This is a genomic window from Pseudomonas sp. 30_B (assembly GCF_017491605.1).
GTDB lineage: Bacteria > Pseudomonadota > Gammaproteobacteria > Pseudomonadales > Pseudomonadaceae > Pseudomonas.
Genome location: NZ_JAFGYY010000001.1, coordinates 390,273 through 411,332 on the forward strand (window position 1 = coordinate 390,273; position 21,060 = coordinate 411,332).

At 63.7% G+C, this 21,060-nt stretch carries 16 protein-coding genes, 1 other RNA gene and 1 riboswitch; of the genes, 2 read left to right on the plus strand and 15 right to left on the minus strand.

Going from position 1 to position 21,060, the window contains the following annotated elements:
• Positions 1-75 precede the first annotated feature (75 nt).
• The 3 genes from J5M67_RS01720 to J5M67_RS01730 all read right to left on the minus strand — a co-directional run bounded on the left by J5M67_RS01720 (position 76) and on the right by J5M67_RS01730 (position 1,874).
• Positions 76-702 carry a helix-turn-helix domain-containing protein gene (locus tag J5M67_RS01720; protein WP_207882653.1) on the minus strand — a complete coding sequence of 209 codons (627 nt, stop codon included), beginning with the start codon at positions 700-702 and terminating at the stop codon, positions 76-78.
• Between the two features lie 2 nt (positions 703-704).
• Positions 705-1,139, minus strand: a complete 435-nt coding sequence (locus tag J5M67_RS01725) for a hypothetical protein (RefSeq protein ID WP_084312579.1) — start codon at positions 1,137-1,139, stop codon at positions 705-707.
• Positions 1,140-1,304: 165 nt separating this feature from the next.
• Complete coding sequence (locus tag J5M67_RS01730) at positions 1,305-1,874, minus strand: recombinase family protein (RefSeq protein WP_207882657.1); 570 nt, start codon at positions 1,872-1,874, stop codon at positions 1,305-1,307.
• A 227-nt stretch (positions 1,875-2,101) separates the two neighbouring features.
• On the opposite strand from J5M67_RS01730, the gene J5M67_RS01735 reads away from it, so the two are divergent.
• Complete coding sequence (locus J5M67_RS01735) at positions 2,102-2,761, plus strand: HNH endonuclease (RefSeq protein WP_207882659.1); 660 nt, start codon at positions 2,102-2,104, stop codon at positions 2,759-2,761.
• A 19-nt stretch (positions 2,762-2,780) separates the two neighbouring features.
• Here J5M67_RS01735 and J5M67_RS01740 read toward each other — a convergent pair whose 3' ends face one another.
• The 11 genes from J5M67_RS01740 to J5M67_RS01790 form a co-directional block, all read right to left on the minus strand.
• The gene (locus J5M67_RS01740; RefSeq protein ID WP_207882661.1) at positions 2,781-4,604 is read right to left on the minus strand and encodes a site-specific integrase; all 1,824 of its coding nucleotides are present in this window, start codon (positions 4,602-4,604) and stop codon (positions 2,781-2,783) included.
• Between the two features lie 113 nt (positions 4,605-4,717).
• Positions 4,718-5,075: a transfer-messenger RNA gene (gene ssrA / locus J5M67_RS01745) on the minus strand.
• Positions 5,076-5,148: 73 nt separating this feature from the next.
• The gene (locus J5M67_RS01750; RefSeq protein WP_207882663.1) at positions 5,149-5,826 is read right to left on the minus strand and encodes a type 1 glutamine amidotransferase domain-containing protein; all 678 of its coding nucleotides are present in this window, start codon (positions 5,824-5,826) and stop codon (positions 5,149-5,151) included.
• Between the two features lie 88 nt (positions 5,827-5,914).
• On the minus strand, positions 5,915-6,925 hold the full coding sequence (locus J5M67_RS01755; protein ID WP_207882665.1) for a sodium:calcium antiporter: 1,011 nt from the start codon (positions 6,923-6,925) through the stop codon (positions 5,915-5,917).
• 51 nt (positions 6,926-6,976) lie between these two features.
• Positions 6,977-7,289: riboswitch (yybP-ykoY riboswitch) on the minus strand.
• 38 nt (positions 7,290-7,327) lie between these two features.
• Positions 7,328-10,612: a carboxyl transferase domain-containing protein gene (locus J5M67_RS01760; RefSeq protein ID WP_207882668.1), complete on the minus strand. Its 3,285-nt coding sequence runs from the start codon at positions 10,610-10,612 to the stop codon at positions 7,328-7,330.
• A 194-nt stretch (positions 10,613-10,806) separates the two neighbouring features.
• Positions 10,807-11,058 carry a hypothetical protein gene (locus J5M67_RS01765; RefSeq protein ID WP_207882670.1) on the minus strand — a complete coding sequence of 84 codons (252 nt, stop codon included), beginning with the start codon at positions 11,056-11,058 and terminating at the stop codon, positions 10,807-10,809.
• Positions 11,059-11,143: 85 nt separating this feature from the next.
• Complete coding sequence (locus J5M67_RS01770) at positions 11,144-12,550, minus strand: ATP-binding protein (RefSeq protein ID WP_207882672.1); 1,407 nt, start codon at positions 12,548-12,550, stop codon at positions 11,144-11,146.
• Positions 12,547-13,224: a response regulator gene (locus J5M67_RS01775; RefSeq protein ID WP_207882676.1), complete on the minus strand. Its 678-nt coding sequence runs from the start codon at positions 13,222-13,224 to the stop codon at positions 12,547-12,549. Before J5M67_RS01775 ends, J5M67_RS01770 begins: the two co-directional genes overlap by 4 nt.
• 157 nt (positions 13,225-13,381) lie before the next feature.
• On the minus strand, positions 13,382-16,204 hold the full coding sequence (locus tag J5M67_RS01780) for an FAD-binding and (Fe-S)-binding domain-containing protein (RefSeq protein ID WP_207882678.1): 2,823 nt from the start codon (positions 16,202-16,204) through the stop codon (positions 13,382-13,384).
• A gap of 168 nt (positions 16,205-16,372) precedes the next feature.
• On the minus strand, positions 16,373-17,518 hold the full coding sequence (gene lldD, locus J5M67_RS01785; protein WP_207882681.1) for an FMN-dependent L-lactate dehydrogenase LldD: 1,146 nt from the start codon (positions 17,516-17,518) through the stop codon (positions 16,373-16,375).
• 124 nt (positions 17,519-17,642) lie between these two features.
• On the minus strand, positions 17,643-19,319 hold the full coding sequence (locus tag J5M67_RS01790) for a lactate permease LctP family transporter (protein ID WP_207882683.1): 1,677 nt from the start codon (positions 19,317-19,319) through the stop codon (positions 17,643-17,645).
• Positions 19,320-19,649: 330 nt separating this feature from the next.
• Between J5M67_RS01790 and J5M67_RS01795 the strand changes: the two genes are divergently transcribed.
• Positions 19,650-20,426, plus strand: coding sequence for an FCD domain-containing protein (locus J5M67_RS01795; protein WP_207882686.1), 777 nt, complete (start codon positions 19,650-19,652; stop codon positions 20,424-20,426).
• Positions 20,427-20,462: 36 nt separating this feature from the next.
• On the opposite strand, the gene smpB is transcribed toward J5M67_RS01795, so the two are convergent.
• The gene (gene smpB / locus J5M67_RS01800) at positions 20,463-20,942 is read right to left on the minus strand and encodes an SsrA-binding protein SmpB (protein ID WP_017518965.1); all 480 of its coding nucleotides are present in this window, start codon (positions 20,940-20,942) and stop codon (positions 20,463-20,465) included.
• Between the last annotated feature and the right edge of the window lie 118 nt (positions 20,943-21,060).

Below are 21,060 nucleotides of genomic sequence, written 5' to 3' on the forward strand. Positions count from 1 at the left end.
GGCCAGTGGATTGAAGGCGTCGCGTGATTTCTAAGGGTTTGACACCTGGCTAGTCATCGCATGGTCATGGAGAGTTCAGTTCTCGATGACCACGATGTCGTCACTCTCATAACGAGGTGTCTTCTTCTGCGCGATCCATTGAAGGTTTTCGAGCTCTTCATTGATCCCTTCTGGGTCGCCTCTCAGTTCGGCCTCATCGAGCCGCTGCTGGGCCCGCATCTCTTCGACATCCCAAGGTGTCATTACGTGAATCTGAAGCTCCGGAAGCTCTTCAACGGCCTGTGCTTGCTCCAGCTTGTCTAGAGGGAGCGCGCGCCGGCCTACATCCTGCGTCAGTTTGAGTGCCGTTGCGCTCGCAGCGAGTGACCTGAAGACAATGGGGCTGTCTGGTTCGAGTACATCCAGCGCGCTGAAGAGTTTCTGTCTGATCCTCTGGCTGAGGGCTAAATCATCCAGCACCAGCGAAGCAGCGGTCTGCTGAATGCTTTCCAGAGAGAAGGCAGAGGCCAGCATCTCGTCCCGAGCCTTCTCAATCAGCGCGTGTGTCGTAGCGCCAGCAACTGCCTTGTGCTTCTTCAGCAAGCGCTGGACCGTGCTAAGGCTGATTTCTAGGCGTTGGGCTATCGCCGGCAAGGTGTAGCCGGCCTCTCTCAGAATCACTGCCTGAGCGCCCTGATCTGGTGTTGCATGCTTGCCCGCCATCATCACACCTCGTCGTCGATGATGTGGAGCACGACCGGCTTGGGTGGCAGCTTGGCGAGTTCAAGTAACTCAGATTCCAGGCGATGCCAGTTGCTTGCAACAGTGGCGAATTGAAAGCCGGACAGCCGCGCGATGGTGCCGATTTGAAACGGGGCCAGGGAGGCAAGGCTTGTGCCGGTGCGCAGAAGCGCTTCAGTCAGGGCTTTTACGATGGCTTGGCGGCTGCGCTTGCGTTTCGAAATGCTGGCAGCAGGCTGACAACGGCAGCGACGCTGGGAAGCTATACCGTGAGTGCGGCAGAAGTGATAGGCAGCGTCCTTCGTCCAGAGGGTTCCGTCTGCACGAGGATGAGAGTTGTTCAGGTACTCAGCGAGGCGCCGGTACGAGTTGATGGGGTTACTGAGAAATTCGCGGGCGTGTTTTTCCAGGGTGCTCATAGTTTCTTTTCCGATGCAGGTGATGTGATTTCGTGTTCATGCGTTGATCTCTCTCGTCGTGTTTATGGTTTGTCCGCCACTTCGGGCGGTGACTTCATATTAGGGGTTTAGAGCGTCTAGTGTCTACGGGTTAATTCACATAAATTATTGATTTGCAAGAGTTTTTTATACTTTATTCCAGTGGCGCTTCACTGTCGCAATACCAAGTCCCAGGTCGGCGGCAACCTCGCTTTGTGACATCCCCTTCGCCTTGCCTGCCTGCACGGAAGCAGTCGTGTTCGTGGCGATAGGACGACCGAGCTTCTTGCCTTCAGCTTGGGCGCGCTTCAAGCCTTCCTTGGTGCGTTCCTTGATGCGGTCACGTTCAAAGGCTGCAACGGCTGCCAGCACTGTTAGTTGAAGCTTCCCGGCAGCGCTGGTGAGGTCTACGCCATCCAGATCGAGGCTTTTCACATGGATGCCACGAGCGGCAAGAGCTTCGATAGTGGCAAGAACGTCTTGCACGTCACGACCAAGGCGATCCAGCTTTAGCACTACCAATACGTCTCCGGCTTCCATGCGCTCTGCCATCTTGGCGAACTGAGGGCGTTGAAGGGCTGGAGCGCCACCAGAGACTTGCTCTGCAAACCAGCGCAGCGGCTGGATGTCGTATCCCTTCTGCTGGAGGGCAAGCAATTGGTTGTCGGTGGATTGTTCCAGTGTGGAAACGCGACCATATGCAAAGGTGCGGCTCATGAGGATGATCCAGGGTATCAATTAAGGTGGGATCATTATATTTTGGTATCAACAACATGTAAACCCTAGTTTGATGATCCCAATTCTCCTACCCGATGGGCGGTATCAATAAACGGTCGTTTTATGAGCCCAGGCAATTCCCCTTGATATCGCTTCGCTAGCATCTGTTAACGTGAGATGCATGCGGCATTGAGATGCTGTGAGGTTGATGACCGGAGGGGCAGGGAATGGCCAACCTTTACGCGGACAAGAAGTGGGCGGTGTTCAGGGAGCAGGTGATAGAGCTGGACGGAGGTGAATGTGTGAGCTGCGGTCGGTCGAGGGCAGACGGCGTTGTATTGCAGGTTCACCATAAGCTGTATGTCCGAGGACGGAAGCCGTGGGAGTACGATCCTTCTGACTGCGAAACGCTCTGTCGAGGATGTCATGCCCGAGAGCATGGTGAGATCAGGCCTGATACCGGCTGGGAGTACGTGGGTGAAGATGATCTAGGAGACCTCTTCGGAAGCTGTGAGCTCTGCGATACCTCCATTCGATACGTGCATTACGTGCAGCACGAGCACTGGGAGCAAATGGGGGTGGGCAGTGACTGCTGCGATAACCTGACGGGCACTCAAGAGGCGGCGGAGTATCGTAGGCGATTGGGTCGGCGTAGACGGTTCGTCGCTTCTTCAAGATGGAAGTCTGACGGTGACCAACATCTGATCAAGCAAGATGGGTTGAGGATTGCCATCGTCCAGGGGCAGGGCGGCTACAAGCTCGTAATTGACGAGGTTCAGGGGAGGAAAGAATTTGAGCACCTGCTCCATGCGCAGGAGTTTGTGTTCGATTTGATTGATAGTGGGGAGGCTGCTGATTTCATCCAACGGAGGAAGCTCAGGAGCTAGACCCCTGAGCTTCTCTGAGTCAGGCCGTTCTGGAGTGATTGTGTCGATGGCTCGCAATGCTCTTGGTTAGCACCGCTCCAAACCGCTCAACGAAGTCAACTTGATAGCCAGTGAGTCGTTGGATGGCTGCCGGGATCGGTAGAAGCATAAGGGCGGCCAGCATTTGCTCAATTGTGGCCCCTTCGTCATAGTGCCTTCCCGCCATATCTTCTGGAGTGTGGCCCACAATTGCTTGGATAATAGTTTTATCCAACGACTCGCCGTTGCGCTTCACGTGACCCAATCTAGTGATCAGGGTATGTCGGAACGAGTAGATACTCTTCCCGTCGTTTGGTTTATGAACACCAATGGCGACGAGATACCCCCTGGGCTTCTCATTGAAGAACTTACCGGCACTCTTCGCCCAGCCTTCCTTGTTGTGCTTGGTCTCGTTGTCTCGTGGGGACAGGTAGGTTAGTCCGTCGCCAAACAGTTTTTTCTGTCTTGCTTGTCGCTGGCTGTCCACATAATCAAGAAACCCCAGCTCGACCAGTCGAGGGTGAATAGGTACTTGCCGAGCTTCGCCGGTCTTGATTCGCTTTGCCTCCGGTGCATCGACAGCATCAGCACAGAAATCGAAGCAGGGATGTCCGTCTACGACCCGAATGTCAGCGGTATCGAGTTGCGCTATTTCGTTCGTTCGAGCACCGGTGAAATAGCCTACCAAGGGGAGCCAGTACCAAAACGGATATGCCTTGGTTCGCCCATCCGCGATTGGTCCCTTGTATATGTAGCCGGAGAAGATTGCCTCTATGTCATCGTCCTCAAAGGCAACACCATCACGGCTTCGCTTGTTCTTCCTTTCCTCGACAGGCTTGATGATCACGTCATCTGGTCTGAATGTGGTCAAATCCAGGTAGCGAGCATGTGCTTGGATTTGCTTCATGAAAGCTATGAGGGCGCGAACACGCTCATGACCAGTCAGTTCCTCCGGGTCATTGGTCAGGATTTCATCCAATTGCGTCGGCGGGTCAATTGATGCGTCGGCGTTAGCCTTCGTCCTGCGGGCGTTGTCGTACGCGGCCTGCCAGTCTTTTTTGGTCAATTGGCAAACGGGTTTGTGTTGCGTCAGGACGGTCATCACCCGGGCGAGGCGCTCTCTTTCTGCAAGAGTACCGCCGTGGTTTGCCTGTCCGCCTTTTGACGAGGTATCAGCCCTGTCGCGTTCCAGTTGGTGCTCCCATACCTGATAGAGCGCCCAATCGGCCATTGCTGGATCGTAGCTCGGACCTGCTTGGGGCGTTTCTATAGCGCCAGCGCTGTCATGGACTGGACGGAGGCTCCTAAGTACCAACTCATCCCGCAGCTTCGGTAATACGGTCCGTAGCTCGGTTGGTTGATAGTGCTGGGAGAGCTCCAGCAGTTGCTCAGCCAAAGCCTCTTGTTCACTCGGGATCGGCCGGCCATGGGCGCCAGTGAGCAGCCGTGCCACTTCTTGGCGACGTTGACGAGCCTCGATTTCCTCATTCGAAAGGATGGGCTCAGCAGGTTGACTGTCATCTTTGGGGCTGGAGAAGTCTGGGAACAGGCCCTCCATCTCTTGCTCCATCATCTCTAAGTATTCGGCATCAGAAAAGCCAAGCTCGTCGTGCTTTGTCACGCTCATTACCTTGTCGCAGGCGGCTTCAAACCGGGCAGCATACTGGCGGGCTCGTTTTCGGGCCAAGCGTTGGCTGTCGGTTTTCAGGGTGCGCCTGATTTCTCGCTGCCCGTTGAAAAGGCTACGCAGTGGACGAGGAATGACCGCGCGGAAGTAATACGTACCGTGCCGACTGATGGTCAGATAGGAGGGGGATGGTTTCATGCTGGGCACCAGATGATGCCCCACAGGAATGTCACATCTCAGTGTCGCACCGGCCTGGGGTGGCCGGTGGACCTGAGCACAGAAGCCCGAAATCAGGCCACTGTGTAAGGATGTGGTGGAGCCGGGGGGATTTGAACCCCCGTCCGCCAGTTCTCCGCTGTCGGTTCTACATGCTTAGCCATCTCTACTGAGTTAACTCCGCGCCGCCCGAGTGGCAGGGTGCTTGGAGCGAGCTGTATGAGTTTTAGCCGTTACGTCTACAGCGAACTTGGCGGCGATCCTGTTCTATATGACAGACCTAATCGTCGGGTTTACAGGCATCCCCTAGGGTCTGCTAGCGGCACTTAGGCTGCTAGGGCGTAGTTGTCGTCGTTGGCAACTATAAAGTTGTGGCAGCTGATTTACGAGAACTGTCACCTACTCGGCATGCCCCTCGAGTTTTGTTACCGGCGTCGAATCCTAATCGGCCCCAAAACCTTTGAAGGTCGTAACCATTCTACGGGAAAGCCGCCCCAAGGTCCAACCGGGGCGGCGCAACTCATTGTCAGGTCAGGAATTTCAGCACGGCCTCGGCCACGGCCTCGGAAGACGCGGGGTTCTGGCCGGTGATCAGGCCGCGGTCGACTTCCACGTGGCTCTGCCAATCCGGGCCTTTGCTGAAGCGGGCACCGTTGGCCTTGAGCATGTCCTGGACCAGGAAGGGCACCACGTCGGTGAGGCCCACGGCTTCCTCCTCGCTGTTGGTGAAGCCGGTGACATGGCGGCCCTGCACCAGCGGGCGGCCATCCAGCCCGCGCGGATGGCGGAATACGGCAGGGGCGTGGCAGACGGCGGAGACGGGCTTGCCGCTAGAGTGGAAGGACTCGATCAGCGCCACCGAGGTGCGGTCTTCGGCCAGGTCCCAGAGCGGGCCGTGGCCGCCGGGGTAGAAGAGGGCGTCGTAGTCGTCGGCTCGTACCTCGGACAGTTTCACCGTGTTGGCCAGTGCGGCCTGCGCTTCGCTGTCCTGGCGGAAGCGGCGGGTGGCCGGGGTCTGGGCGTCTTCCTCGTCGCTTTTGGGGTCGAGCGGTGGCTGGCCGCCCTTGGGCGAGGCCAGGGTCAGGGTGGCGCCGGCATCCTTGAACACGTAGTAGGGCGCGGCGAACTCCTCGAGCCAGAAGCCGGTTTTCTTGCCGGTGCTGCCGAGCTGGTCGTGGGAGGTCAGGACTACCAGGATTTTCATGCTCACTCCTTCGGCGTATCGCTGTGACAAGGGGCTGCCGCAGCAACGGCAGCCCAGACTGGTCAGTGTAGGCGGTACGCCGCGCTCGTCAGCGTGACAGGGTGATGCCCAGATAGGCGGCGTATAGCACGCCATTGAGCAGCAGCACCCAGACCGGCAGTCCATCACGCTGGGCGTTGAGGCGTAGCCAGAGGGCGGCGGCGAGGGTAATCAGCACGCCGGTGAGGACTTCGGTGCGCGGCTGCCAGGGGGTGAGCAGGATGCCGATGGCAGGCAGCAGGGTGCCCTGGAACACCATGGCGCCGCTGATGTTGCCGAACGCCAGGGTGTCCTTGCCGCGGCGGACCCAGAGGATGCTGTTGATCTTTTCCGGCAGCTCCGTGGCGATCGGGATGATCAGCAGCGACAACAGCAGTGCGGAAACGCCCAGTAGGTGCGAGAGTCCTTCGACGCCGTGGATGAAACCCTTGGCGCCCAGCACCAGCAGAGCGAGACCTAGCAGCAGTTGCAGCAGGATGGTCGCCAGGTTGGTTGGCAGGCCGATGCGCGACAGGTACATGTGGTGATCGGCCTCGGTGCCGTGGCCGTTCTCGACCAGCTCCTGCGAGGCACGCAGCGTGAGGGTGATGTAGGCAACGTAAGTGAACACCAGCAGCAGGCTCAGGCCGAGGCGTACCGTCAGGTATTCCACCGGCACGAACATGGCGACGGTGGCGAGACTGAAGGCGATCAGGAAGAAGTTCAGGTCGCGCTTGAGGCCCGTGCGCTCGGGGCGTACACGCCCGGTCAGGCCGCGTGCGCGCAGGGCGAAGCAGGCCATCAGGCAGGTGGACAGGGTCGACAGCATCAACGGCGCACCGAGGATGGCGCCCACGCCGACTTCCTGGTTGAGGTTGGCGTTACTGGTGCCGGCGAACAGTGCCAGCAGGGGAATCAGGGTTTCCGGCAGGGCCGTACCGATGGCGGCGAACAGCGAGCCGGTGACGCCTTCGGAGATGCCCAGGCGTTCGCCCAAATGCTCCAGCGCGTTGGTGAAGACTTCGGCGGCAACCAGGATCACCAGCAGCATGCCGAGCAATTCGAGGATGAAGGTCAGCATGCGTGGGGCCCCAGGTGGATGGAGCGAGGGATGGGCGGGTGCATCACGGTGAAAACTCCTGGCCGGTTCGATACCCATGACCACGCGCTCCCCGGCCCTTCGGAGGCAGCGTGGTCAAAGGTCTTGCCAGGCAGTGTATTGCTGGCGACGCCATGGCTTGAAATCTGTCTACGATCTGCTGTGCGTCGGCTGAACGTCGTTGAGACCCGCTGAGAAATGCTCATTTACTCTCGTAAACTCCGCTTTCTCAGCAGCTCTCGCCTAGTTCTGCTCTAGCTCGCGAGATCGTCAACGGATTTGGGCCAAGTGTGTTGACGTCGCCCCCGTTCGTGCGAACGGTCGGCTACTCCCCAATGACGCCGCGCATTCTAGCCGATCGCCGGCGTAGCTCAATCCGCCCGGTCACCAGGTGTCGATCAGTGGACGCTTTTTGCCCTGGCGTGGTGCAGGCTTCGGCGTCGACGCCAGGCCGCGCAGCAGCCAGCGGCGGGTGTCGGCCGGGTCGATCACGTCGTCGATCTCCAGATAGCTCGCCATGTTCAGGCCCTTGCCGTTGCGGTAGGCGGCGGCGACCAGCTTGTCGAACAGTGCCTGGCGTTCCTGCGCATCCGCCACGGCGGCCAGTTCCTTGGCGTAGCCGAGGCGGATCGCCCCCTCCAGCCCCATGGCGCCGAACTCGCCGCTGGGCCAGGCCACGGTGAACAGCGCCGCGTGGAAGCTGCCAGCGGCCATGGCCTGGGCGCCCAGGCCGTAGCCCTTGCGCAGGACCACGGTGAAGAAGGGGACGGTCAGGCTGGCAGCGGTGACGAACATGCGCGAGACGTGGCGGACGGTGCCGGTTTTTTCCGCCTCCGGGCCGACCATGAAGCCAGGGGTATCGCACAGCGAGATGATCGGCAGGTCGAAGGCGTCGCACAGCTGCATAAAACGCGCGGCCTTGTCGCCAGCCTCGGCGTCGATGGCGCCACCCAGGTGCATCGGATTGTTGGCGAGCAACCCGAAGGGCTTGCCTTCGATACGTACCAGCGCGGTGATCATCCCGGCGGCGAAGTGACGGCGCAGTTCCAGCACCGAGCCGCTGTCGGCCAACTGCTCGATGACCTGGCGAATGTCATAGACCCGCAGGCGATTCTCCGGCACCGCGTGGCGCAGCAGGCGCTGGTCGGCGCACTGCCAGTCGGCGGTGTCGCCCTGGAAGTAGCCAAGGTACTGGCGGGCGATGCGGGTGGCTTCGGCTTCGTCTTCCACCAGCACGTCGATCACGCCGTTGGCGCTCTGCACGTCGCTGGGGCCGACTTCCTCGGGGGCGAATGTGCCCAGGCCGCCGCCTTCGATCATTGCCGGGCCCGCCATCCCCAGGCTGGTATCGCGGGTGGCGATGATCACGTCGCAGCACCCCAGCAGCGCAGCGTTGCCGGCGAAGCAGCGGCCGGAGACCACGCCCACCAGGGGTACCAGACCGGAGAGCCGGGCCAGGCCGATGAAGCTCATGTTGTCCAGCCCGGCCACGCCGACGAAATCGGTGTCGCCCGGCCGCCCGCCGCCGCCTTCGGCGTAGAGCACCAGCGGGATGCGCCATTGTTCGGCCAGATGCAGCATGCGGTCGGTCTTCTTGTGGTTCATCACGCCCTGGGTGCCGGCGAACACCGTGTAGTCATAGGCCAGCACCAGGCAGCGGGCTTTCTCGTCGCCGAACTGCGCGGCGTTGATGCTGCCCAGGCCGCTGACCAGGCCGTCGGCGGGGCTGCTGGCGATCAGTTCTTCGACACTGCGGCGACGGCGCTGGGCGGCAATGGCCAGCGCGCCGTACTCGATGAAGCTGCCGTGATCGAGCAGGTCGGCGAGGTTCTCGCGGGTGGTGCGCTTGCCGATCCTGTGGCGCTTGGCGACAGCGTCCGGGCGGCGTTCGTCGAGGCCGATGGCGTGGCGTTCGAGGACTTCGGCGAGGTCGGCGCGGATGGCGTCCAGGTCGATGACGGCGGTGTCCTGGCTGTCCTGTGCCTGGATGTCCGCCGGTTCGATGAACAGCAGTGCATTGCCTGCGCCGAGGCTGTCGCCGGGGGTGGCGGCGAGGCTATGGACGACGCCGCTGGCGCTGGCTTTCACCTCGAATTCCATCTTCATCGCCTCGACCACAGCGATGGTCTGGCCCTGCGCGATGGCATCGCCGGGCGCTGTGTTCAGGCTGACGAGTACACCTGCGCTGGGGGTGGCCAATGGAATGCAACCGGCCGGCGCTGCGCTGGTGCGCTGCTCGACCGGAGCCTGCCCCGCATGGCTGAAGAAACGGTGTGGATGGGCATGTTCCTGCGCGCCGAGCAGGGCGGGCAGGTGCTCCTCGATGTAGCGGGTGGTCACGTGGTTCTCGGCCACTTCTGGCTGGCGCAGCAGATTGAGCAGCAGCGGGATATTGCTGGCCACGCCTTCCAGGCGGAACTCGCAGAGTGCACGATAGGCACGCTGCACCAGCTGTGGATATCCACCGTTGCCGTGGACGATCAGCTTGGCCAGCAGCGAGTCGTAGCCGGCACCGTTGCGGTATCCGGCATAGCCGTATCCGTCCACACGCAGCCCGGGCCCGCTGGGCGGTTCGTAGGCGCTGATCCGTCCGCAGGCGAGTTGCGGCGTGCCGTCGCTGGCGAGGCTCTCCAGGTTGATCCGCAGTTGCAGGGCATGACCACGCGGCGCGGGAATTTCCGCCTGGGTCAGGTTCAGTTCGGCGAGGCTGGCGCCGGCGGCGATGCGCAGCTGCGCCTGCACCAGGTCGATGCCGGTCACCGCTTCGGTGATGGTGTGCTCCACCTGCAGGCGCGGGTTGGCTTCCATGAACACGAAGTCGCCGCTGTCCTCGTCGAGGAGAAACTCGAAAGTACCCAGGCCACGGTAGTTCACCGCCTCGGCGAGGCGCAGCGCGGCGGCGAGGATGGCGCCGCGCAGGCGCGGGTGCAGGTTGGGGCTGGGGGCGATTTCCAGCAGCTTCTGGTTGCGCCGCTGCAACGTGCAGTCGCGCTCCCACAGGTGGCTGACGGCGTGGCCGTCACCGATCACCTGCACTTCGATGTGCCGGGCACGCGGGATCAGGCGCTCGACATAGAGGCGGTCATCGCCAAAAGCGGAGCGGGCCTCTGCCTGGCAGCGGGCATAGGCCTCGGCGATCTCGTCCCTGCTGCGCACCGCACGCATTCCGCGCCCGCCGCCACCGGCGAGGGCCTTGACCATCATCCCGGCGCCGCTGGGCAATTCGCGGAAGAAGCGCTCGGCGTCTTCCAGCGAAGTGGCGCGGTTGCTGCCGGCGGCCAGCGCCACGCCATGCGTGCTGGCCAAGTCGCGAGCGCGGGCTTTGTCGCCGAAACACTCCAGCACCTGGGCCGAGGGGCCGACGAAGGTCAGCCCGGCAGCCTCGCAACGACGGGCGAAGTCGGCACTCTCGGAGAGGAAACCGTAGCCGGGATGCACGGCATCGCAGCCCTCGGCCAGGGCGATGTCGATGATCTGCTGCTGGTCGAGGTAGGCGCTGGCGCCGCGTCCGCGCAGGGGCTTTGCCTGGTCGGCCTGGCGGGTATGCAGGGAATCGGTATCGTCCTCGGCGTAGATGGCAAGGGTGCGGATGCCCAGTTCCGCAGCGGCGCGGGCGATGCGAATGGCGATTTCGCCACGGTTGGCGATGAGCAGGTGCGTCAGGGACATGGCGATTCCGCTTGTGATTCTTGTCGGTCGGCAATCGCTACATCTTAGGTAGGCGGCTGGTCGGGGGAACGAACTGCTGGCTCGCGAATGGCGAGAGCTTCGTGGTGCTTATCGGCGCGGTAACCCCATCGGTGCGGTTGGCATTCGAGAACGATGGCGGCCGGCCGGTCCAGGCGGCCGGCCGTCGAAGGGCATCAGGACTTGCTGCTCTGCTTGAGCAACTTCAGGGCTTTTTCAGTCTGGGCGATGCAGGCCTTGGTATTACCCGACTGCTGTGCCTGGATGGCTTTCTCCTGCAGTCGCATGGCCTGGTCCTGGGTCTGGGCGCTACCGGCATTGGACTGCACGGCAGCATCGATTTTCTGAAGGTTGTCGCTGCACAGGTCGGCGGCGAACGCCGGCGACGCCAGCAAAGCGGCGGTAATGAGCAAGGCGGTACGTTTCATGGCTGTACTCCTGGCAAATTGACCGAGTCGTGGCGGACCGTTCACGCGGACCGTAAAGGGTGGACTGCTGGAGTTGTCCTCAGGTTCACTCTTTTTCGCTGGTGGTTGCCGGAAGTTCGACGCATACGCCCAGGCCGGCGCCGTCCAGTCCCGGGTGCAGGCTGATGCGGCCGTGGTGGATCTCCACGATGCGCTTGACGATGGGCAGGCCGAGCCCGCTGCCGGTGCTGCTGGCCACGTTGGGGCTGCGATAGAAACGGGTGAAGATGGCCGCCTGCTCGGCCTGTGCCACGCCGGGGCCGTTGTCGCGCACCCAGAGCACCAGCTGGTCGGCCGTGCGCTCCAGGCTCACCGCCACGCGACCGCCTTCGGGGGTGTAGCGCAGGGCGTTGCCGACCAGGTTGGTGAGGATCAGCCCGAGCCAGACCGACACCCCCATCAATGTGCTGTCCGGGTGGGTGTCGAGGGTGAGCTCGATGTGCCTGTCGATGGCCTGGGGGGCGAGTTCCGCGATGGTCTCCTCGGCGAGCAGGCCGAGGTCAACGCGACGGAAGGTCTCGTGCAGTTCCTCGCCGTCGAGGCGGGCCAGCAGCAGGATCTGCTCCATCAGCGCACTGATGCGTTCGACGCTGCGGCTGACCTGCTGCAAGCCGTGGGCATGGGCCGCCGGGTCGGAGGAGCGCAGTGCGACCTGGGCGTGGGTGCGCAGGCTGGCCAACGGTGTGCGGATTTCGTGGGCGGCATCGCTGGTCAGCCGGCGCTCAGCCTCCAGGGCCGACTGCAGGCGCTCCAGCAGCAGGTTCAACTCGTTGACCAGGCTGTGCACCTCCACCGGCGCCCGGCTCAGCGACAGCGGGTGCAGGCTGTGGGCGGTACGCAGGTGGAGCTGGGCGATCAGGCTGCGCAACGGCGCCAGGCCCTGGCGCACGCCAAACCACACCAGCACGAGGAACAGCGGCAGGGCCAGCAGCAGGGGGAAGAGCGCGCTGAACAGCAGCAGGCGCAGGGTCTTGGAGCGGAAATGCAGGTCTTCAAAGACCCAGATGCGCACTTCGTCGGCGCCTGGCGAGACGATCTGCAGGACGCGCCAGTTCACGTTGTCGCGTTGCAGGTCGGAGAAGCCCAGTGGCTGAGCTTCGATGCCGTGCGGCGGGCCAGGGGTGGCAAGCAGGGGTTGGCCGCGATACCAGATGGCGTAGCCGAGGGTCGCTTCACGGCGGATCAGCGGCAGTCCCTCGATGGCCTTGCGGCTGCGGGCGAGAATTTCCAGGGCGTCGGTGGACTGCGGATCGATGGCGTCGGCGACGTCCACCAGGCTGGCCGCGGCCTGGCCGAAGTCGATCATGTCCTGGTCGTAGAGGCGATTCACCTGCTCGCGGGTCAGGTGATAGGTGAACAGGCCGGCGACCAGCCAGCACAAGGAGATGCCGCCGATCAGCAGCAGCAACAGTCGACGACTGAGCGAGCCGACGCGGCGGGGGACGGGACTCACGGCGAGGACGCAGTGCCGGGGCGGTCGATCCCGTAGCCGATGCCACGCACGGTACGGATCAGGCCATTGCCAAGCTTGCGCCGCAGGTGGTGGACATGGACCTCGATGGCGTTGCTCTCCAGGTCGCCGTCCCAGCCGTACAGGGCCTCCACCAGTCGGGTGCGCGACAACACCTTGCCGCGTTGCTCCAACAGCAGACGTAACAGTGCGTACTCGCGCGGAGCCAGGTCCACCGGCGCGCCGGCGAGGCTGACCTGATGGGTCGCCGGGTCCAGCATCAGGTCGCCGTGCTGCAGCAGTGGCGCGGCACGGCCGGTGCGGCGGCGGGTGAGGGCGCGGACACGGGCGAGCAGCTCGTCGAGGTCGAACGGTTTGGTCAGGTAGTCGTCGGCGCCGGCGTCGAGGCCCGCCACGCGGTCGGTCACCTTGTCGCGGGCGGTGAGGATCAGCACCGGCGTCAGGTCGCCGCGCCGGCGCAGGGCGCGCAGCACTTCCAGGCCGTCCTTGCGTGGCAGGCCGAGGTCGAGCACCAGCAGGTCGAACTCGTCGGTCTGCAGCGCCTGGTCGGCAGCCTGGCCATCCTGGACCCAGTCAACGGTGTCGCCTTCCAGGCCGAGCCCGGCGCGAATGCCGTCGCCCAGCAACTGGTCGTCTTCTGCCAATAGAATTCTCATCGTGGTCCCCTCACCGGCCTGTGCAGCAGGATAGCTGGCGCCATCCGGTTCGGGCAGAGGGTGCCAGCGCTCGCTTAACGAGGTGTTAAGAACAGTGGCGAATTGGCGCCGCCTGCGGCCAATCGCGGACGGAGTCCGCTCCTACGCGGGCCGGGACCTATGAAGAGCCCTGCACGGGGCGCGCGCGGGTGACGCGATCCACCAGGTAGACCACACCGCGATAGTCGATGCCGCCGTGGGCTGACAGACCGATCTCGCAGGTGCGGCTGGTGGAGACGCCTTCCTCGCAGTACTGCACGGCATCTTTCAGCGTGCGCAGCGAGTGCGCGTTCAGCTCGGGGGTGGTGAAGCCCTTGTCGCCGGCGAAGCCGCAGCAGTGGATGCTCTCGGGAATCACCACCTCGCGGGTGCAGCGCTTGACCAGGTCGATCAGCGCCTGGCTTTCGCCCAGATGCTGGGTGCTGCAGGTGACGTGCACGGCCACCGGCTTGTCCTGCGGCTGGAAGTCCAGGCGCTCGACCAGATGGGTGCGGATGAACTTCACCGGGTCGTAGATCTTCAGCCGGTCGTCCGCCAGGTCCTGCACCAGGCGCAGGGTGCAGGGGCTGGTGTCGCAGTAGATCGGGTCGAGGCCGCCGCGGCTGGCGCGCAGCAGTTCGGCGAGCAGCTCGTCGCGCTTGGCGTCGGCCTGGTCCTTATATCCCTTGGAGGCGAACGGCTGGCCGCAGCAGAGGTTGTCGGCGTTGTCCGGGAAGACCACCTGATAGCCGGCTTTCTCCAGCAACTGGCGGGTCTTGTCGATCAGCGGCGTCTGCTCTTCGTCCGCCGCCGCTGGGCCCATGGCGCGGGACACGCAGGCGGTCAGGTAGACGACACGCGGCTTGCCGTTATCCACAGGCTGCGACATGGCTGCGAGACGCACGGGCTGCGGCATGGCCGGCGTCCATAGCGGCACGCGACCCTTGCTGGCATTGCTGATGCTGGCGCTGAGGTGGGCGAGGCGCGGCGCACCGAGCAGCATCCGTGCGCCATTGGCGGCATGCAGCATGAACTTCGCGCCCTTCATGGCGGTGGCGAAGTGGCGCGCCAGCCAGGTGGCGGTGCCGGCGTGGTGCGCCTCTTCACCGCGCAGTTTCTTGATCAGTTCGCCGGTGTTGATGTTCACCGGGCAGCGCTGGGCACAAAGACCGGTGGCGGCGCAGGTGTCGATGCCCTGGTACTGGTAGTCGCGCTCAAGCTCCGTGGTGTCGATGCCGGCGCGGCGTTTGGCCTGGATGTCGCGCCACATGACGATGCGCTGGCGCGGGCTCAGGGTCAGCCCCTTGGACGGGCACACCGGCTCGCAGAAGCCGCACTCGATGCACTTGTCGACGATCTCGTCGGCGGCCGGCAGCGGCTTGAGGTTCTTCAGGTGCAGTTGCGGGTCGTCGGTCAGCACCACGCCGGGGTTGAGGATGCCGGTGGGGTCGAGCAGGCGCTTGAGCTGCCACATCAGCTGGTAGGCGTCGTGGCCCCACTCGAGTTCGACGAAGGGTGCCATGTTGCGCCCGGTGCCGTGCTCGGCCTTGAGCGAGCCGCCGTATTCCACGGCGACCAGCTGCGCGACGTCGTCCATGAAGGCCGAGTAGCGCGCTACCTGCTCGGGAGATTCGAAGCCTTGGGTGAAGACGAAGTGCAGGTTTCCTTCCAGCGCGTGGCCGAACAGGATGGCCTCGTCGTAGCCGTGCTTGTCGAACAGCGCGATCAGGCGGTTGACGCCTTCGGCCAGTTGTTCGACGGGGAAGGTGACGTCCTCGATGATCACCGTGGTGCCGGTCTCACGCACGGCGCCGACGGCCGGGAAGGTGTCCTTGCGGATGCGCCAGAGCTGGTTGTAGACGATTGGGTCTTCGCTGAAATCGACCTGTTTCTTCACGGGGAAATCGGCGATGGAGGCGCTGATCTGTGCGAGTTGTTCATGCAGCAGTGACTGGGTCGCGGCGCGGGATTCGATGAGCAGTGCACAAGCATTGGCGGAGAGGCTTTTCACCCACTCGGGCATGCCCTGCATGTTCTCCACCGAGCGCAGGCTGCGGCGGTCCAGCAGCTCTACGGCGGACACCGGCTGCTGCTTGAGCACGGTCACGGCCTTGCAGCAGGTCTCCACATCGGGGAAGACGATCAGCGCACTGGCCTTGTGCGGGTGGTCGGGGACGGTGTCGTAGGTCACCGCGCTGATGAAGCCCAGGGTGCCTTCGGAGCCGACCATCAGGTGGGTGAGGATATCCAGCGGCTCGTCGTAGTCGACCAGGGCGTTGAGCGACAGACCGGTGGTGTTCTTCAGCCGGTACTTGTGGCGGATCTTCGCGGCCAGCTCGGCGTTGGCGCGAGTCTGCCGGCCCAGTTCGGCGAGCTGCTCGAGCAGGGCGCCGTGGCTGTCGCGGAAGGCCGCGACGCTTTCGGGCTGCTCGCTGTCCAGCAGGGTGCCGTCGGCCAGCAGCAGGCGCATGCCGGCCAGGGTGTGGTAGCTGTTCTGCGCGGTACCGCAGCACATGCCGCTGGCGTTGTTGGCGACGATGCCGCCGATCTTGCAGGCGTTGATCGACGCCGGGTCCGGGCCGATCTTGCGGCCGAAGGGGGCCAGCCAGGCGTTGGCCTGGGCGCCGATGACGCCGGGCTGCAGACGGATCTGCGTGCCGCCGTCACGGATGTCGCGGCCGTTCCAGTTGTCGCCCAGCACCAGCAGCACCGAGTCGCTCACGGCCTGGCCGGAGAGGCTGGTGCCGGCGGCGCGGAAGGTTACCGCCACCTGCTGGGCATGGGCGGCCTTGAGCAGGGTGGCGACTTCGTCTTCGCTCTCGACGCGGATCACCAGTTTGGGGATCAGCCGGTAGAAGCTGGCGTCGGTGCCGAAGGCCAGGGTCGAGAGCGGATCGTCGAAGCGGCGCTCGCGGGGAATCAGGTGTTCTACCGTGTCGAGGAACGCGGCGGGCAGGCTCATGGCGGCTCCAGTCATCATCGGTGAGCGTGGACCGCTGGGCGGCCCATCGGTGGTCTTTATGTAGATCGCACCAGGGCGCTTTTTTGTAGGAGCGAGCTTGCTCGCGAACCGGGCTGGCACGAAGCGGGGCGGGTTCGCGAGCAAGCTCGCTCCTACGAAGAGCCGGGCTTACGCGCCCAGTTCGCGCACCAACGAATCACGGGTGATCTCGCTGATGGACTTGGCACCAGTCAGCACCATGGCCACGCGCATTTCCTTCTCGAACAGGTCCAGCAGGTTCTTCACGCCGGCTTCGCCGTGGGTCGCCAGGGCGTAGAGGAAGGCGCGGCCGATGAGCACTGTGTCCGCGCCCAGGGCGACCATGCGCACCACGTCCAGGCCGTTGCGGATGCCGGAGTCGGCGAGGATCTTCAGGTCGCCTTTCACCGCGTCGGCGATCGCCGGCAGGGCTCGGGCGCTGGAGAGCACGCCGTCGAGCTGGCGGCCGCCGTGGTTGGACACGACGATGCCGTCGGCACCGAACTTCACCGCGTCTTTCGCGTCCTCGGGATCGAGGATGCCCTTGATCACCATCGGACCGTCCCAGAAATCACGGATCCACTCCAGGTCCTTCCAGGAAATCGACGGGTCGAAGTTGGCGCCCAGCCAGCCGATGTAGTCGGCAAGACCCGTGGGGTTACCGCGGTATTTGGAAATGTTGCCCAGGTCGTGGGGTTTGCCCAGCAGGCCGACGTCCAGCGCCCACGACGGGTGAGTCATGGCTTGCCAGACGCGGCGCAGCGGCGCGTTCGGGCCACTCATGCCGGAGTGGGCGTCACGGTAGCGGGCACCGGGCACTGGCATGTCGACGGTGAACACCAGGGTGGTGACACCGGCGGCCTTGGCGCGCTCCAGGGCGTTGCGCATGAAACCGCGATCCTTCAGCACGTAGAGCTGGAACCACATGGGGCGATCGATGGCCGGGGCGACTTCCTCGATGGGGCAGACCGACACCGTGGACATGGTGAACGGAATGCCTTTCGCCGCCGCCGCACGAGCTGCCTGCACCTCGCCACGCCGGGCGTACATGCCGGTCAGGCCGACCGGAGCCAGGGCGACGGGCATGCTCAGCGTCTCGTCGAACAGCTTCGTCTCAAGGCTCAGCTCGGACATGTTCTTCAGCACGCGCTGGCGCAGGGCGATGCCGGCCAGGTCATCGACGTTGTTGCGCAGGGTGCGCTCGGCGTAGGCGCCGCCGTCGGCGTAGTGGAAGAGGAACGGCGGCAGCTTGCGTTGGGCCGCGGCGCGGTAGTCGGTAGAGGCGGAGATGATCATGGGCGTCTCATCAATCGTGGTCTTGTCGAAGGCGTCGTCCCCGCGCAGGCGGGGACCCAGAGAAAACTAGCTGCTTAATCCGGACTCCCGCCTGGACGGGAGTGACAATCCAATGCCATTTCCCTTAATGAACCAGCATGCCGGTGAAGATATAGGCCTGGGCCAGGGTGATCAGACCCACCATGGCGGCGAACATCAGGCTGTGCTTGAGGGTGAAGCGGAACAGGTCGGATTCCTTGCCGACCATGCCGGTGGCGGCGCAGGCCACGGCGATGGATTGCGGCGAGATCATCTTGCCGGTCACGCCGCCGCTAGTGTTGGCGGCCACCAGCAGGGTGTCGTTGACCCCGATCTGGTGCGCGGTGGTGGACTGCAGCGAGCTGAACAGGGCGTTGGAAGAGGTATCCGAACCGGTCAGGAACACGCCCAGCCAGCCAAGGAACGGCGAGAAGAACGGGAAGGCCGCACCGGTGCCGGCCAGGACCAGCGCCAGGGTCGTGGACATGCCCGAGTAGTTGGTGACGAAGGCGAAGGCCAGCACCATGCCGATGGAGAGGATCGGCCATTTCAGCTCGATCAGGGTCTCCTTGAAGGTGGTCAGACCAGTTTTCGCGCTGATGCGCAGGATGAACATCGAGATCACGGCGGAGAGGAAGATCGCGGTGCCGGTGGCCGATACCGGGTCCAGCTTGAACACGGCGGCAATCGGCGTCGGGTTGGCAACGATGGGCGCGGTCTTCACCACCAGTTGGTCCAGGTGCGGGATGGCGAAATTGAACACCAGGCTGTACAGCGCGCCGCCCGGAGCGAAGAGCGCCTTGAACGGCTTCAGGGTCCAAATGGTGACCAGCACGGTCAGCACCAGGAAGGGCGACCAGGCCTTGAGGATCTCGCCGAAGCTGTAGGGAGTCGGCTCCGTGCCGCGCGGGCCGTTGCCGCCCAGGACGGCTGCGCCACCGGCAGTGGCGACTACTTCGCGCTCGCTAGCCGGTTGCCAGACCTTCAGGAACAGGGTCAGGGAAATCAGGCTGACCAGGGCGGAGGTGATGTCCGGCAGTTCCGGGCCGATGAAGTTGGAGGTGAAGTACTGGGTGATGGCGAAGCTGCCGCCGGCGACCAGCGCGGCCGGCCAGGTTTCCTTCACGCCCTTGAGGCCGTCCATCATGAACACCAGCCAGAACGGCACGAGGATCGACAGGAACGGCAGTTGGCGGCCGGTCATGGCGCCGATCTTGAATGCGTCGATACCGGTGACCTGGCCCGCCACGATGATTGGGATGCCCAGGGCGCCGAAGGCCACCGGTGCGGTGTTGGCGATCAGGCACAGGCCCGCGGCATACAGGGGGTTGAAGCCCAGGCCGACGAGCAGGGCGGCGGTGATCGCCACCGGCGCGCCGAAGCCCGCCGCACCTTCGAGGAAGGCGCCGAAGGAGAAACCGATCAGCAGCACCTGCAGTCGCTGGTCGCCGGTGATCGACAGCACCGAGCTGCGGATCACCTCGAACTGGCCGCTCTTGACCGTGAGTTTGTAGAGGAACACCGCTGCGACGATGATCCAGGCGATCGGCCACAGGCCGTAGGCGAAGCCATAGCCGGCAGCAGCGATGGCCATGTCGGCGGGCATGCCGAAGGCGGCGATGGCGATGATGATCGAAAGGGCGAGGGTGATGCTGCCTGCGACGTGGCCCTTGAGGCGGAACACGGCGAGGGCGAGGAAGAAGAACACGATCGGGATGACGGCGACCAGCGCGGACAGGCCGAGGCTGCCGAGCGGGGTATAGATCTGCTGCCAGGTTTGCATCTGGTTGGCTCCCTAATTGTTTTTGGGTGGAGGGCCTTGTTGCCGGTCGGGCGATTCCGTTGCGCTTGTGGCGCGCTGGCAGGCGGTCGACTGATCGCGGCGTAGTTGTCGTGTAATCGACTTTGCGGTAAATTGGTAATACCAATTTACAAAGCCGAGCGCTCAGGGTAAAAGCCCTGCAGTCGGCGTGTCAATTTGCTGCAGTTCAACTTTTGTCGATGACGCCCGGGTGGGTGGTGCGGTCTTGTGGCTGGCTTCCGGGCTGGTCAGACTGCCGTGATCGGCACGCAAGTCGCGGCGCAGAGCGTTTTTCCGTGGGAGAGCACGAAGATGGGGTTTGGTCAGGTCAAGCAGCGCCGTCTGTCGGATGACATCGTCGAGCGGCTGGAGGCGATGATTCTCGAAGGCACGCTCAAAGCCGGTGAGCGCTTGCCGGCAGAGCGTGCGCTGGCCGAGCAGTTCGGCGTGTCGCGGCCGTCACTTCGCGAGGCGATCCAGAAGCTGGGTGCCAAGGGGCTGCTGGTCAGTCGCCAGGGCGGCGGCAACTATGTCAGCGAAGGGCTGGGCTCGATGTTCAGCGATCCGCTGCTGCACCTGCTGGAGAGCAATCCTGAAGCGCAGCGCGATCTGCTGGAGTTCCGCCACACCCTGGAAGGCTCCTGTGCTTATTACGCGGCGCAGCGCGCGACCGAGGTGGATCGCCAGCGCCTGAAACAGGCCTTCGATACCCTGCAGGACTGCTACCAGAGCCCCGGCAAAGTCAGCCGGGCGGAGGAGGGCGCGGCGGATGCGGCCTTCCATCTGGCCATCGCCGAGGCCAGTCATAACGCCGTATTGCTGCACACCATCCGTGGCCTGTTCGACCTGCTCAAGCGCAACGTGGTGACCAACATCGGCGGGATGTACGCGCAGCGCGACGAAACCCGCGAGCAGCTGATGCGTCAGCATCGCGAGTTGTACGATGCGATTGTCGGCGGGCAGGCGGAGGCAGCGCGGGAAATTTCCCAGCGGCACATCGACTACGTGCAGGAAGTGCTGGCCGAAGCCCAGGCTCAGGAGGTGCGTCTGCAACGGGCACAGCGGCGCCAGGGCGCGGTGGACGCCTGACCGGCAACGCGCCCTCGCAGGAGGGCGCGACAGGAATCAGTCGTCCTTGCCGTGACGAATGGCGCGCTGGATTTCCCGGTCGGAGTCGCGCTCCTTCTCGGTGCCGCGCTTGTCGTACTCTTTCTTGCCCTTGGCCAGCGCGATCTCGCACTTGATCAGGTGCTTCTTCCAGTACATCGACAGCGCGACGCAGGCGTAGCCTTTCTGCTGCACGGCACCGAACAGCTTGCCCAGCTCGCGCTTGTGCAGCAGTAGCTTGCGCGTGCGCACCGGGTCGGCGATGACGTGGGTGCTGGCAGTGGTCAGCGGCGTGATGTGGCTGCCCAGCAGCCAGGCTTCGCCATCCTTGAGCAGCACGTAGCTGTCCACCAGCTGCGCCTTGCCGGCGCGCAGGCTTTTCACTTCCCAGCCGGCCAGGGCGACGCCCGCCTCGAAGCGCTGCTCGATGAAGTAGTCGTGCAGAGCCTTCTTGTTCTGCGCGATGGTCCCCGAAGGGTGTTTCTTCTGTTTAGCCATAGGCCGCGCATTATAGGGAGTCGCTCGCCGCGCCGCTATCGGGACAGCGTGCGACGGCATGCAAGCTTGAGGGGGCGTGGCTAATCTCGGACAATGCGCGCTGTTTTTTTGAGCAGCG

Coding starts and splice junctions, on each gene's coding strand:
- J5M67_RS01720 (WP_207882653.1), bottom strand. CDS start 702: ATGGCGGGCAAGCATGCAACACCAGATCAGGGCGCTCAGGCAGTGATT.
- J5M67_RS01725 (WP_084312579.1), bottom strand. CDS start 1,139: ATGAGCACCCTGGAAAAACACGCCCGCGAATTTCTCAGTAACCCCATC.
- J5M67_RS01730 (WP_207882657.1), bottom strand. CDS start 1,874: ATGAGCCGCACCTTTGCATATGGTCGCGTTTCCACACTGGAACAATCC.
- J5M67_RS01735 (WP_207882659.1), top strand. CDS start 2,102: ATGGCCAACCTTTACGCGGACAAGAAGTGGGCGGTGTTCAGGGAGCAG.
- J5M67_RS01740 (WP_207882661.1), bottom strand. CDS start 4,604: ATGAAACCATCCCCCTCCTATCTGACCATCAGTCGGCACGGTACGTAT.
- J5M67_RS01750 (WP_207882663.1), bottom strand. CDS start 5,826: ATGAAAATCCTGGTAGTCCTGACCTCCCACGACCAGCTCGGCAGCACC.
- J5M67_RS01755 (WP_207882665.1), bottom strand. CDS start 6,925: ATGCTGACCTTCATCCTCGAATTGCTCGGCATGCTGCTGGTGATCCTG.
- J5M67_RS01760 (WP_207882668.1), bottom strand. CDS start 10,612: ATGTCCCTGACGCACCTGCTCATCGCCAACCGTGGCGAAATCGCCATT.
- J5M67_RS01765 (WP_207882670.1), bottom strand. CDS start 11,058: ATGAAACGTACCGCCTTGCTCATTACCGCCGCTTTGCTGGCGTCGCCG.
- J5M67_RS01775 (WP_207882676.1), bottom strand. CDS start 13,224: ATGAGAATTCTATTGGCAGAAGACGACCAGTTGCTGGGCGACGGCATT.
- J5M67_RS01780 (WP_207882678.1), bottom strand. CDS start 16,204: ATGAGCCTGCCCGCCGCGTTCCTCGACACGGTAGAACACCTGATTCCC.
- lldD (WP_207882681.1), bottom strand. CDS start 17,518: ATGATCATCTCCGCCTCTACCGACTACCGCGCCGCGGCCCAACGCAAG.
- J5M67_RS01790 (WP_207882683.1), bottom strand. CDS start 19,319: ATGCAAACCTGGCAGCAGATCTATACCCCGCTCGGCAGCCTCGGCCTG.
- J5M67_RS01795 (WP_207882686.1), top strand. CDS start 19,650: ATGGGGTTTGGTCAGGTCAAGCAGCGCCGTCTGTCGGATGACATCGTC.
- smpB (WP_017518965.1), bottom strand. CDS start 20,942: ATGGCTAAACAGAAGAAACACCCTTCGGGGACCATCGCGCAGAACAAG.